Genomic DNA, 12,664 nt, shown 5'->3' on the forward strand with positions numbered 1-12,664 from the left:
CATGGCGGACACGGTCGGCACGGACGTCGGATTCACCGCCGAGGAGGAGGCGTTCCGCGGCGAGGTGCTCTCCTTCCTGACCGGCTACCAGGGCCTGGACGGCTACTTCCACCGCCGGGAGAGCAGCGCGGAGGGCGTGCGGAAGCTGTACCGGGCGCTGGGGGAGCGGGGCTGGCTGTCGCTGTCCTGGCCGCGGGAGTTCGGCGGCATGGGCCGGTCACCCGCCTACGAGTTCATCCTGTGGGACGAGATGGCCTACGCGCGGGTCGCCCGGCCGCCGATGGGCCCGGGCCTGGTCGCCAAGGCGCTCATGGCCCACGGGACGCCGGAGCAGTGCGCCCGCTTCCTGCCGGACCTGCGGCTGGGGCGGACAAACTTCTGCCTCGGCTACTCGGAGCCGGACGCCGGATCGGACCTCGCGGCCGTCCGCACCAGGGCGACACCGCTGGCCGACGGCCCCGACGGCCCCGGCTGGTACGAGGTCGACGGCGCCAAGTGCTGGACGTCGAACGCGCATTGGGCCGACCACATCTGGCTGCTGTGCCGCACCGGGGCCGCGGACAGCAGATCGCGCGGGCTCAGCGTGCTGATCGTCCCGCTGGACCGGCCCGGCGTCACCGTCTCCCCGATCCCGACGCACGACGGCGGACGCCTCAACGAGGTCCGCTTCGAGGGCGTACGGGTGCCGGCCGCCGACCGCGTCGGTGCGGAGAACGACGGCTGGCGGGTGGTGGCCTCGGCGCTCGCCGTCGAGCGGCACGTCCAGTTCCCGCCGAAGCGGCTGCGGCGCGATCTGCGGGACCTCGTCGCCTGGACCGGGAGGACCGGTCTGGACGGTGATCCGGTCGTCCGCCGGCGGCTGTCCGGGCTCGCCGTGCGGGTCGCGGAGGTCGAGGCGCTGGCCCTGGCGCTGCTCGGTGAGATCATCAGCGGCCGGCCGTCGGCGGTCCCGGCGGCCCACCACAAGCTGGCCGGGACGCTGCTCACCCAGGACATCGCCCGCGCCGCCATGGAGTTCGGGAACAGCGAGGCGCTGATCAAGGACAGCGACGTCGAGTTCATGTGGCGGCAGGCGATCCTGGAGACCATCGGCGGCGGCACCTCGGAGGTGATGCGCGGCCTCGTCGCACGGCAGGCGTTCGGCCTGGACAGCAGAGGCTGACGGACGGCCGCCCGGGCGTGGCGGTGCGCCCGCGCGGGTGCGCCCGCGCGGGGTGTGGCCCGGGGGCGGCGGAAGGGCCACCTGCCCGCCGCCCCCGGGCCACCGGTCACCGGGTCAGGCCGAATCGCCCGGCAGCTCCCGGCGGACCGTGCGCGCGGCCGCGACCAGGTTCTCCAGCGAAGCCCTGGTCTCCGGCCAGCCGCGGGTCTTCAGACCGCAGTCCGGATTCACCCACAGCCGCTCGGCGGGGATGGCCTCAAGTCCCTTGCGCAGCAGGGCCGTCGCCTCCTCGACGCCGGGCACCCGGGGCGAGTGGATGTCGTAGACGCCGGGCCCGGCCCCGCGCGGATAGCCGTGCGCGGCCAGTTCGTGCGCCACCTGCATATGGGAGCGGGCGGCCTCCAGGCTGATGACGTCGGCGTCGAGGTCGTCGATGGCCTGGACGATGTCGCCGAACTCCGCGTAGCACATGTGCGTATGGATCTGGGTGGCCGCCCGCACCCCTCCGGTGGACAGCCGGAACGCCTCGGTGGCCCAGGCCAGATAGGCGTCGCGGCCCTCGGCGCGCAGCGGCAGCGTCTCGCGCAGCGCCGGCTCGTCCACCTGGATCACCGAGGTGCCGGCCGCCTCCAGGTCGCGCACCTCGTCCCGCAGCGCCAGCGCGACCTGGCGTGCGGTGTCGCCGAGCGGCTGGTCGTCGCGGACGAAGGACCAGGCGAGCATGGTGACCGGGCCGGTGAGCATGCCCTTGACGGGGCGTTCGGTCAGCGACTGGGCGTACGTCGTCCAGCGGACCGTCATCGGCTCGGCGCGGGAGATGTCGCCGGCGAGGATCGGCGGACGCACACAGCGGGTGCCGTACGACTGGACCCAGCCGTGCTGCGTGGCCAGGTAGCCGGTGAGCTGCTCGGCGAAGTACTGCACCATGTCGTTGCGTTCGGGCTCGCCGTGCACGAGGACGTCGATGCCCGCCTGCTCCTGGAACGCCAGCACGTCCCGGATCTCCGTGCGGATGCGCTCCTCGTACCCGGCCGTGTCGATCCGCCCGGCACGCAGCGCGGCGCGGGCCCCGCGCAGCTCCGCCGTCTGCGGGAAGGAGCCGATGGTGGTGGTCGGCAGCAGCGGCAGCCCGAGGTGTTCCTGCTGCGCCGCGGCGCGCTCGGCGTACGGCTGGGCGCGGCGGGTGTCGGCCGCGGTCACCGCCGCGGCACGGGAGCGCACCGCCGGGTCGTGGGTGAGCGAGGAGGACGCGCGGGACGCCAGATCGGCGCGGTTGGCCGACAGTTCACCCGCGATGGCGCCGGTGCCCCGGGCCAGGCCCTTGGCGAGGGTGACGACCTCGTCGGTCTTCTGCCGTGCGAAGGCCAGCCAGCGCAGCACCTCGGGATCGATGTCGCGTTCGGCCCGTGCGTCGAGCGGGACGTGCAGCAGCGAGCAGGAGGCGGCGACATCGACCCGGTCGGCGAGGCCGAGGAGCGTGCCGAGCCGGGACAGCGACTTCTCCAGGTCGTTGATCCAGATGTTGCGGCCGTTGACGACGCCCGCGACCAGGCGCTTGCCCGGCAGCCCGCCCGCGGCGGCCAGCGCGTCCAGATTGGCGGCCGCGGCCTCGGTGAAGTCGACGGCCAGACCGTCCACCGGTGCCTTGGCCAGCACCGGGAGGGCGTCCCCGAGACGGTCGAAGTAGGAGGCGACCAGCAGCTTCGGCCGGTCGGTGAGCCCGCCCAGCTCGGCGTAGGCGCGGGCCGCCGCCTCCAGCTCCCGCGGGGTGCGGTCCTGGACGAGCGCGGGCTCGTCCAGCTGCACCCACTCGGCGCCCGCGGCCCGCAGATCCGCGAGGACCTCGGCGTAGACGGGGAGGAGCCTCTCCAGCAGGCTGAGCGGCCGGAAGCCGTCCGCGACGCCCGGCGCGGGCTTGGCCAGCAGCAGATAGGTCACCGGGCCGACGAGGACCGGCCGGGCCGTCAGGCCGAGCGCCAGCGCTTCCGTCAACTCGGCGCGCTGCTTGGCGGAGTCGGCGGAGAAGACCGTCTCCGGCCCCAACTCGGGCACGAGATAGTGGTAGTTGGTGTCGAACCACTTGGTCATCTCCAGCGGCGCCACGTCCCGGGTGCCGCGGGCCATGGCGAAGTAGCCGTCGAGGGCGTCGGCCTCGACGGCCGCGCGGTGGCGTTCCGGTACCGCACCGACCATGACGCTGGTGTCCAGCACGTGGTCGTAGTACGAGAAGTCGCCGGTCGGCACCTCGTGGAGGCCGGCGTCGGCCAGCCGCCGCCAGTTGGCCTCGCGCAGACCGGCCGCGGTCCGCCGGAGCGCCTCGGCGCTGACGCGGCCCTTCCAGTAGCCCTCGACGGCCTTCTTCAGTTCCCGGTCCGGTCCCTGCCGGGGATAGCCGTACACGGTCGCCCGTGCTGCCGCGGCTGCGGACTTCGCTGTCACGGAGATCTCCTTCGCGAGATGTCTCGTCGGATCCCGGGACGGGAGGAGAACGCGAAGGAAACGAGAACGCCGGCGGACCGGTGACGCGTGGTGTGCGCCCGTCCGCCTGTGCTGTGTCGCCGACCCGCCCTCGAGGTCACCGGGATGTGCCGCACACGCGTGGGCGTGCGCGGGCAACGGGCAGGTCTTCGGACTCGCGGGCACACCTGCCGGTCACCGGATGCCGGTCTCCGGCGGGCTCCTACTGGCCGTCGCTTCCCGGGCCCGCTCTCGGGCCCAGTGCGTGATGACGGCGGTCGTTCCCGCTCACCGCTGCGGGGCAGTCCCGGATTCGCACCGGGTTCCCTCTTACGACGCGTCCCGCCTGGCGGACGGGGCGAACCAGTTGCACCGCCAGCCTAGACACCGACCACCCCACCTGAACAGTGCGCCGTCCCGGGACCGGCCGGCCCCGGCCTCAGTGCCGGATCAGGCCGCCCACCGGGACGGGCGGGACACGGCCGGTCGCCGGACGCGTCCGCGCCAGCGCGAGACCGACGTCGACCAGCGACGACCGGCGCAGCCGCGCCACCTCGGCCGGCGGCGTCCACACCGACTCGACGATCCCGCCGCCGGGTTCGGGCCGGAGCTCACCGCCGGTGATCCGCACCTCGTAGAAGATGCCGACGTTCTGGTGCTCCGGCAGACCGGGCGCGGGGCGCTCGGCCGCCGGCACCACCCGGGAGTCCGCGCCCAGCAGCCGCTCGACCACCGCCTCGCAGCCGGTCTCCTCGGCGACCTCCCGGACCACCGTGTCGAACGGGTCCTCCGCGTGCTCGACCCGGCCGCCCGGCAGCGTCCAGTTGCTCCCGTGCCGCGCTGAGACATGACGCCCGAGCAGCACCCGCCCGTCCTCCACGCACACGGCGTACGCCGCCAGCCGGAAACTCATCTCCCGCCCTCACCGCGGAGATTGCGGCTGCGGCTGCACCCGGTGGGCCTTCTTGCGCAGCCAGTCCCGCCGGTCGCCGTCCACCGGGACGTACCACTGCATGAAGCCGCACCCGGCACAGACCAGCACGGAGAACACCGTGTGCTTGACCAGCAGCGCCCCCGGCCCCCGCAACCCCATCTGCCCGCTCACCTCGGCCTGATGGACCTCGTCGCCTTCACACACCGCACAATGCCCGTTCCGCATATCAGTTCCCATGCCTGCCAACCTAGCGGGCGGGGGCGGCCGGTGCGGCCGGACGCCGGGACCGGGACCGGGACCGGGACCGGGACAGGATCACCACGGCGGCCAGCACCGCCGGGGCGGCAGCAAGCGGGAAGCACCAGGGAAGGGGCAGTCGACCCAGCAGCCACCCGGTCGCGGCGGTGGCCACGGCCGAGCCCGCGTTGAACGCGGAGTTGACCCAGGCCCCGGCCCGGGTGCGGGCGGCGGCGGTCGCGGACTCGTCGGCGAGCAGGTAGGCGGTCGACAGCGCCGGGGCGACGAACAGGCCCCCGGCGGCCGTCCAGACGGCGAGCGCACCCAGGTGCGGCGCGAGACCCGCGGTCGCCAGGGTCACGCCGAGTGCCGCAGCGAGGAGAGACAGCCGCGGCCCGGTCGCGGCACGCCACGGGACGGCACCGTGGGCGAGACCGCCGACGACGCTTCCGGCGGAGAGCGCGGCCAGGACCCAGGCCACGGTCTCCGGCCGGTGCCGGTCGTCCGCGAAGGCGATCACGAGGAGTTCCACGGAGCCCAGGCACATGCCCAGACCGGCCGCGACGATGATCGCCGCGCCCGTTCCGGGGCAGCCGCGCAGCCGTGGACGCCACCGCGCGGAGGACGCCGTGCCCGGCAGCGTGCTGTTCGCCGGGGCCGGAGGCCCTGGCGGGACCTCGGGCCCCATCGGACGGCCCCGGTGGCGCACCGGCGGGGAGGAGACCAGCGCGAGCGAGCCGGCCAGCGCGAGCGTGGCGCTCGTCACCAGTCCGACCGCCGGCACGGTCACCCTTAGCAGCGCGCCGACCAGCAACGGGCCGGAAACCAGCAGGAGTTCCTCGGCGACGGCGTCCAGGCTGTAGGCGCGCCGGAGCAGCCGGCGGTCGGGGAGCAGCTCGCTCCACAGCGTCCGCATCACCGGGCCGAGTGGTGGTGTCAGGGCGCCGGCGGCCATGGCCACCACGAGCAGCAGGACCCCCGGGGCGCCGCTGCGGGCGCACGTGAGGGCCAGCCCGGTCAGCAGCACGGCGTAGGCGCCGGCCAGCCAGGGCAGCGCGCGCCGTATCCCGTACCTGTCGAGCAGCGCCGCACGGGCCGGTGAGAGCGCGACGCCGGTCAGCCAGAAGGCGCCCATCACGGTGCCGGCCGTCGCGTAGGAGCCGGTGGCGTGTCCGACGGCCAGCACCCCGGACAGCGACAGCATGCCGTAGGACAGCCGGCCCGACAGCGCGGCGCCGAAGGTGCGACAGGCGTGCGGAGTGCGCAGCACGGCGGCGTACGACGACGTCGGCGAAGACGAAGAAGCGAGCATGGTCCCTCGAAAGCCCGTATGCGAGGCGGGCGTTGACGGAGCAGGGGAGCGGGGACCGCGGTCGGGCGCGGTCGGCGCCGGCTCCTATGCACCGAGGAGGAACATGCCGCCCACCCTAGCGGGGCCCGGGAGAAAGAGGGAGGGGGCGTCGTCGCTCCCCGGGCTGCCCGCGCTCCGGTGCCCCGTTCGTCGAGCCCTCCGGGTCCGTCGAGCCCTCCGGCGGCGGGGAGAGCCGCGCGGCCCGCCGCGGCGGTGGCGGCAACGGCCGTGGCGGCAGGCGCAGATGGGCGGCGGCTGTAAGTCAGGCAATTGACTTAACTTCGGCGGGCGGTGTTCACTCGTCCCGCGACAATCGCTCGACCGTCAGTGCGAAGGAGGATCCCGGTGGCAGAAGCGCGGGAAGTGGAGCCGCTGTCCTATCCGCTCACGGCGCCCTCGGCCCTGGAGCCGGCCCGGCGGTGGGCCGAGCTGCGGGAGACCTGCCCGGTGGCGCAGGTGCGGCTGCCGAGCGGGGACACGGCGCGGCTGCTGACCCGGTACGACGACGTGCGCACCGCCCTGTCCGATCCGCGCTTCAGCCGCGAGGGACTGGCCCGGCCCGACGCGGCGAGCGTCTCGGCGGCGGACGCGGAGAGCGTCTTCGACAGCCCGATGGCCAGGACGCTCAACGCGCAGGGGCACACCCGGTGGCGGCGCATGGTCGGCAAGTGGTTCACAGCGAAACGGATGACGGCGCTCCGGCCCGATGTCGAGGCCATGGCCGAGCAGCTCGTCGACGCCATGGTGGCCCGGGGCCGCCCCGCCGACCTCGTCACCGGGCTGGCGTTCCCGCTGCCGGTCTACGTCATCTGCCGGATGCTGGGCGTGCCGGAGAGCGACCGGGACCGGTTCAAGTCCTGGTCCGACATCTTCCTCACCACCACGCGCCACACCGCCGAGGAGACACGGGACGCCCAGCGGGAGTTCGCCGCCTACATGACCCACCTCGTCGAGGGCAAGCGCGCCGAACCCGGGGACGACCTGCTCACCCTGCTGATGACCGGCGCGGACGGCGCGGGTGAACCCATGGAGCACGACGCGCTGGTGGCCACCGGGCAGGCGCTGCTGCTCGCCGGCCACGAGACGACGGCCGGCTTCATCGCGCTGATGGTCGCGCACCTGCTCGCCGACCGGCGGCGCTGGGAGCGCGTACTGGCCGACCCCGGACTGATACGCACGACCGTCGAGGAGAGCCTGCGCTACGACCCCAACGGCGCCAACTTCGGCATGCTCCGCTACGCCGAGGAGGACACCGAACTCCCCGGCGGCACGGTGCCCGCCGGCACCACCGTCGTGTGCAGCATGGCGTCCGCCAACCGCGACGAACACGCCTGGGACGACGCGCACGCCATGGACCTGGGACGCAGGCCCAATCCGCACCTCGCCTTCGGGGTCGGCCCGCACTCCTGCCTCGGGCAGCCACTGGCCCGCACCGAGATGCAGGGCGCACTCGCCGTACTGCTGCGCCGGCTGCCCACCCTCGACCTCGCCGTGGACGCCGCCGAACTGCGGGCGCACGAGGGTCTGTTGACCGCGCCGCTGCGCGAACTCCCGGTGACCTGGTGAGCGCCGTGCAGACCGTCCGCGACGAGCGGACGGCCGGGACCCGGGACGCGCTGATGGCCGCGGCGGAACGGCTCTTCGCCGAACACGGCCTGTCCGCCGTCTCCAACCGGCAGATCGCCGAGGCGGCGGGGCAGCGGAACAACACGGTCGTCGGCTACCACTTCGGCAGCAAGACGGCGCTGGTGCGCGCCATCATGACCCGGCGCGGGGAGCAGACGGATGTGATCCGGCGGCGGCACGTGGCGGCCGTCGACGGCAGCGGCGACGTCCGGGACTGGGTCGGCGCCCTGGTCCGGCCCGTCACCGAACATCTGGCCTCGCTCGGCACCCCGTCCTGGAACGCCCGGATGACGGTCCAGGTCATGACCGATCCGACGATGCGCGAGCTGGTCTCCGAAGAGGCGTGCGCCCGCCCGCCGCTGCGGCAGATCCTCGACGGCCTCGGACGCTGCCTGCCCGGGGTGCCGGACGAGGTGCGCGCCGAACGCGGTGCCATGGCCCGCCACTTGATCAACCACACGTGTGCGGAGCGGGAACGGGCCCTGGCCGAGGGCACCGGCCCCCGGTACCGCTCCTGGCACCACACCGCCGACGCCCTGACCGACGCCGTCACCGGCCTGCTGACCGCTCCGGTGACCGCGCCCCGCGAGGAGTGCTGAGGGTTCGGCGCGGACGGCCGCACCGGCCCTCGCCGGCCGGCGCCCGACGCCGGCTCAGTGCGTCCCCGTCGGTACGGGCGCGAGGCGGTAGGTGTGCTCGTGGGGGACGACGTGGCCCGCTGTGGGGGGTGCGAAGTGGGTGCCCAGGACGAGGGTGTCCGTGGTGGCGAGGGAGGCGAGGAGGGCGCGGCGGGTGGCCTCGGACTGCTCGGGGTCGATGTCGACGCAGGCGCCGATGGCCGGGTGGGCGAGCTGGACGGGGTGGTGGACGCAGTCGCCGGTGATCAGTGCCGTCCGGCCGCGGCTGGTCAGCTCCACGGCGACATGGCCGGGGGTGTGCCCCGGGGTGGGGACGAGGCGCACGCCGGGCGCGACCTCGACGCCTTCGGCGGGGACGTCGACGAGGTCGAGCAACCCCGCCTCCTCGACCGGGATCACCGAGTCGCGGAACATCTGCGCGCGCGCCGCGTCCATGGCGTATCCGGCCCAGAAGTCGCGCTCGGTGCGGGAGGTGAGGTAGCGGGCGTGGGGGAAGGTGGGCACCCAGGTCCCGTTCTCCTTGCGGGTGTTCCAGCCGACGTGGTCGGCGTGCAGATGGGTCAGGACGACGAGGTCGACGGAGTCCGGGGGGAACCCGGCGTCGGTGAGGCGCCGGAGGTAGTCGGTGTCCAGGTCGTGCCAGGCGGGGTTGGCCCGCTCCTTGCCGTTGCCGATGCCGGTGTCCACGAGGATGCGCAGCCCGCCGGCGGTGAACGCGAAGCTGTGGCTGGCGAGGCGGAGGACGCCCGCTTCGTCGGCGAAGCCGGGGCGGAGCCAGTCCTGGCCGGTGACGACGTCCGGGGTGGCGTCGGGCAGCAGCCACGGTCCGGTGGCGGGCGGCAGCAGGATCTCGTCGACGCGGTGGACGGTGAGGTCGCCGACGGTCCAGGCGGGGGTGGCGGTCATCTCGTTGTCTCCTTCGGGTGAGGTGGGGCGAGTGGGGCGGTGGGGTCAGGCGGTGGTGCCGGGTGCGGTGCGCCCTCGGGGGTTTCTCGACGCGGCGAGCGCTCCCAGTGCCGCGAGGGCGAGCAGCGTGGCGACGACCGCGTAGGCGTGGGCGGTGGTGCGCAGCCCGTGGTGCTGGGTGGCGGCGCCCGCGACGACGGCGGGCAGGCTCATGGACAGGTAGCTGAGCACGTAGTAGGCGGCCAGTGCCCCGGCGCGGTCGGCTGCTTCGAGCGCGGTGAGCGTCATCCGCAGCGCGCCCTGGGTGACGGCCCCGAAGGCCACGCCGGCCAGGGCGGCACCGGTGTGGACGGCGGGCAGTCCGGCGCCGTGCAGCCCGAGCAGGCTGAGGGCGGCGGAGGGGACGACGGCCAGCGCGCCGGCGGTCGCGGCCGTGCGCGGCGCGGTGTGCCGCAGCGCCCAGACGGTGACGGTGGCCGCCGCGGTGAGCGCGAAGAAGACCAGCCCGCCCGCGATCCGCGGGGATCCGGGGGCGACGAGGTGGACGAGTGACGGCCCGAGCGAGGAGTAGAAGCCGCCCAGCGCCCAGACGGCGACGACGGCGGCGCCGACCACCGTCAGGGCCCGGCGGGCGGGTGCGGGCACGGCGAGCCGGGGGCGCAGGGAGCGCAGGGCGCCGGGGTGCGGCCGGGCCGTCTCCGGGGTGCACGCGACCGCCAGCGCCTGGGCGAGGAAGACGGCCGCGAGCAGGGCGTAGACCGTGACCGTCGGCCCGGGCGCGAAGCGGACGAGCAGGGTGGAGGCCAGGACGCCGACGGCCATGCCCGCGGGCGGGGCGATGCTGTTGGTCAGCGTCGAGCGGCCCGGGCGGCGGGGGTCCTGGAGGTCGAGGAGGCCGGCTCCCGCCGCGCTGGTGGCCGCGCCGGTGGCCGCCCCCTGGACGGCCCGCGCGGTGATCAGGGCGCCGGCGCCGTCCGCCGAGGCCATCAGCACCATGGCGGCGGCGGCCAGCAGCAGGGCGGCCATCAGGACGGGCCGTCGTCCGAGGTGGTCGGAGAGCCCTCCGGTGGTGAGCGACGCCAGCAGCAGCGCCAGCGCGTAGGCGCCGAAGACCACGGTGACCGTGAGCGGGGACAGCCCCCAGGAGTCCTGGTAGCCGGGGTAGAGCGGGGTCGGCGCGCTGGAGGCCGCGAGCAGCGCGGTGAGGACGGAGGCGTCCAGGACGAAGGTCGCCGCCCGGGCACGCGGGCCCCGCAGGGGGCGGTGCGCGGGTACCTCGGACAGGTCGCTGGGCATGGGACTCCCTCTCGTTAACGCAAAGCGTTCGCTTTAAGGGAGACTAGGGTGCGCGAGGGCTTAACGCAAACTCTTAGCTTTTTGGGGGTCCGGTGCCCCGTCGTCCGGGGCCCGGGTGGGCTCAGGGCCGGGACAGGGCCGGGATGGCGCGACGTTCGTCCACGGCCGCGTGGCCCTCGGCGGCGCGGCCGAGGGGGAGCCGCGACCGGGGGCGGTGGCGGACGGCCGGGGCGGGACCGGGCGCCGCGGGTTCGGCCGCGGGGCGGTGGCCTCGTCCGCCGGGGAAGCGTGGCCTCGTTCTCCAGGGGCACGCGGTTCGCGGACCGTCGGCCGCCAGCCGGTGAGGGCCGTACCGGCCGTGCGCCCCGCGTGCGGCCGGTGTCCGGCTACCAGCGGCGGCCCCCGCGGTCGCGGCGGGTCAGACCGCGGTGGAGGCGGGCCAGGACCGGGGTGCGGTGGCCGCGCAGGGCGGCCCGGGCGGCGTTGGCTCCGGGCGCACCGTGCACCCCGCCGCCCGGGTGCGCGGAGGCGGAGGCGAGATAGAGCCCGGGTACCGGGGTCTCCGGGCGGCCCGTGCCGGGGGTGGGGCGGAAGACGAGCTGCTGGTGCATGGCCGTGGTGCCGCCGTTGAGGGCGCCGCCGTGGAGGTTGGCGTCCATGCTCTCCAGCGTGGGCGGGGCGAGGACGCGCCGGGCCCTGATGAGGCCGCGGAAGCCGGGCGCGTACCGCTCGACCTGCGCCTCGATCCGGTCCGCCATCGCCTCCCGCTCCCGGGTGTCCCAGGCGCCGGTCAGCCCGTCGTCCCCGGCGTCGCCCCGCACCCGGTGCGGTACGTGCGTGTAGGCCCAGGCCGACTCGGTGCCTTCCGGTGAGCGGCCCGGGTCGGCGGTGGTCATCTGGCCGAACAGCGCGAAGGGTTCGTCGGGGACGCGGCCCGTGGCGATCGCGGCGGCGAAGCGGGTGAGGCCGTCGAGCCCGTCGGCGAGGTGGACGGTTCCCGCCTCCGCCGCCTCGGGGCTGTTCCAGGGCACCTTGCCGTCCAGCGCCCAGTCGACCTTGAAGGTGGCGAAGTCCCACTGGAAGCGCTTCAGATCGGCGAGCAGCCGCGGGGGAAGGTGCCGCTCGGCGACGAGGGAGCCGTACAGCGCGGGCGCCGACACATCGGCCAGGACGGCCCTGCGGGCCGGCACGTCCGCGTGGCCGGCGGTGCGGACGCCGACGGCCCGGCCGCCGCGGACGACGATCTCCGTGACGGGCTCCCCGCAGCGGACGGCGACCCCGCGCCGCTCCAGCCGCCGGACGAGGGCCGCGGTCAGCGCCCCGGATCCGCCGGCGGGGACGGGGAAGCCGTAGGTCTGGCCGAGCATGGACATCAGCCAGCCGAACCCGCCGCTGCCCGCCGCCTCCGGCGCGAGGTCCGCGTGCAGGGCGTTGCCGGCGAGCAGCAGCCGGCCGCCCTCACCGGCGAACTCCTCCTCGCCGAGGCGCCGCACCGGCAGCACCATCGTCCGGGCCAGCCGCAGCCCGCCGGCCGTCCGCAGCCGCCGCGCCAGCCCGGCCACGGCACGCACCGGCGGGAACGGCGTGAACAGGGCGTCGAGGATGCCGGGCCGCAACGTGTCCCAGACGGCGAGCAGTTCCCGCCAGGCGGCGCCGTCACCGGGGGCGAAGGCTTCCAGGCTCGCGGCCGTCTCGTCCGGGGCGCGGCTGAGCACCGCACAGCGCCCGTCCGGCAGCGGGTGGGCGAGGACCTTCGGCGCGTGGCTCCAGGTCAGCCCGTGCTGCTCCAGCGCCAGGCCGGCCAGTACGGGGGAGGCGGCGGCGAGCGGGTAGAAGGCGCTGAAGAGGTCGCTGGTGAACTCCGGGTCGACGCCCCGGTCGTGCCGGACGGCGCCGCCGGGCCCCTCCTGCGCCTCCAGGACCTCCACGCTCCAGCCGGCGTCCGCCAGGAGGTTCGCCGCGACCAGCCCGTTCGGCCCGGCTCCGATCACTACCGCGTCCGGCATGCGCTCTCCCCGGCTCGGTGGACGGCTGTACCCGGCGCGACGACTGTGCCC

General features: G+C 75.1%; 10 protein-coding genes and 1 riboswitch. Of the genes, 3 read left to right on the plus strand and 7 right to left on the minus strand.

Going from position 1 to position 12,664, the window contains the following annotated elements; all coding sequences use genetic code 11:
• The first annotated feature begins 1 nt into the window (after position 1).
• A complete protein-coding gene (locus SCA03_RS11235) occupies positions 2-1,162 on the plus strand; it encodes an acyl-CoA dehydrogenase family protein (RefSeq protein ID WP_030881077.1) in 1,161 nt (386 codons plus the stop codon).
• Positions 1,163-1,276: 114 nt separating this feature from the next.
• Here SCA03_RS11235 and metE read toward each other — a convergent pair whose 3' ends face one another.
• From metE to SCA03_RS11255, 4 genes are all read right to left on the minus strand, one after another.
• Positions 1,277-3,601: a 5-methyltetrahydropteroyltriglutamate--homocysteine S-methyltransferase gene (metE, locus tag SCA03_RS11240; protein WP_086814806.1), complete on the minus strand. Its 2,325-nt coding sequence runs from the start codon at positions 3,599-3,601 to the stop codon at positions 1,277-1,279.
• Between the two features lie 162 nt (positions 3,602-3,763).
• A riboswitch (cobalamin riboswitch) is annotated at positions 3,764-4,002 on the minus strand.
• Positions 4,003-4,058: 56 nt separating this feature from the next.
• Positions 4,059-4,532: an NUDIX hydrolase gene (locus SCA03_RS11245; RefSeq protein ID WP_086814807.1), complete on the minus strand. Its 474-nt coding sequence runs from the start codon at positions 4,530-4,532 to the stop codon at positions 4,059-4,061.
• Between the two features lie 9 nt (positions 4,533-4,541).
• Complete coding sequence (locus tag SCA03_RS11250) at positions 4,542-4,790, minus strand: hypothetical protein (protein ID WP_141275346.1); 249 nt, start codon at positions 4,788-4,790, stop codon at positions 4,542-4,544.
• 10 nt (positions 4,791-4,800) lie between these two features.
• Complete coding sequence (locus SCA03_RS11255) at positions 4,801-6,102, minus strand: MFS transporter (protein ID WP_086814808.1); 1,302 nt, start codon at positions 6,100-6,102, stop codon at positions 4,801-4,803.
• 384 nt (positions 6,103-6,486) lie between these two features.
• On the opposite strand from SCA03_RS11255, the gene SCA03_RS11260 reads away from it, so the two are divergent.
• Positions 6,487-7,707, plus strand: coding sequence for a cytochrome P450 (locus tag SCA03_RS11260; RefSeq protein ID WP_086814809.1), 1,221 nt, complete (start codon positions 6,487-6,489; stop codon positions 7,705-7,707).
• Positions 7,708-7,712: 5 nt separating this feature from the next.
• Positions 7,713-8,366: a TetR/AcrR family transcriptional regulator gene (locus SCA03_RS11265; protein ID WP_371863919.1), complete on the plus strand. Its 654-nt coding sequence runs from the start codon at positions 7,713-7,715 to the stop codon at positions 8,364-8,366.
• Between the two features lie 54 nt (positions 8,367-8,420).
• Here the strand turns inward: SCA03_RS11265 and SCA03_RS11270 are convergent, their stop codons facing one another.
• The 3 genes from SCA03_RS11270 to SCA03_RS11280 all read right to left on the minus strand — a co-directional run bounded on the left by SCA03_RS11270 (position 8,421) and on the right by SCA03_RS11280 (position 12,613).
• The gene (locus tag SCA03_RS11270) at positions 8,421-9,311 is read right to left on the minus strand and encodes an MBL fold metallo-hydrolase (protein WP_141275347.1); all 891 of its coding nucleotides are present in this window, start codon (positions 9,309-9,311) and stop codon (positions 8,421-8,423) included.
• Between the two features lie 45 nt (positions 9,312-9,356).
• On the minus strand, positions 9,357-10,607 hold the full coding sequence (locus SCA03_RS11275) for an MFS transporter (protein WP_086818442.1): 1,251 nt from the start codon (positions 10,605-10,607) through the stop codon (positions 9,357-9,359).
• A gap of 386 nt (positions 10,608-10,993) precedes the next feature.
• Positions 10,994-12,613, minus strand: coding sequence for a phytoene desaturase family protein (locus SCA03_RS11280; RefSeq protein WP_030881113.1), 1,620 nt, complete (start codon positions 12,611-12,613; stop codon positions 10,994-10,996).
• Positions 12,614-12,664: the final 51 nt, after the last annotated feature.

The organism is Streptomyces cacaoi, from assembly GCF_006539165.1.
GTDB classification, from domain to species: Bacteria; Actinomycetota; Actinomycetes; order Streptomycetales; family Streptomycetaceae; genus Streptomyces; species Streptomyces cacaoi.

Coding starts and splice junctions, on each gene's coding strand:
- SCA03_RS11270 (WP_141275347.1), bottom strand. CDS start 9,311: ATGACCGCCACCCCCGCCTGGACCGTCGGCGACCTCACCGTCCACCGC.
- SCA03_RS11235 (WP_030881077.1), top strand. CDS start 2: ATGGCGGACACGGTCGGCACGGACGTCGGATTCACCGCCGAGGAGGAG.
- SCA03_RS11255 (WP_086814808.1), bottom strand. CDS start 6,102: ATGCTCGCTTCTTCGTCTTCGCCGACGTCGTCGTACGCCGCCGTGCTG.
- SCA03_RS11250 (WP_141275346.1), bottom strand. CDS start 4,790: ATGGGAACTGATATGCGGAACGGGCATTGTGCGGTGTGTGAAGGCGAC.
- SCA03_RS11275 (WP_086818442.1), bottom strand. CDS start 10,607: ATGCCCAGCGACCTGTCCGAGGTACCCGCGCACCGCCCCCTGCGGGGC.
- SCA03_RS11245 (WP_086814807.1), bottom strand. CDS start 4,532: ATGAGTTTCCGGCTGGCGGCGTACGCCGTGTGCGTGGAGGACGGGCGG.
- SCA03_RS11280 (WP_030881113.1), bottom strand. CDS start 12,613: ATGCCGGACGCGGTAGTGATCGGAGCCGGGCCGAACGGGCTGGTCGCG.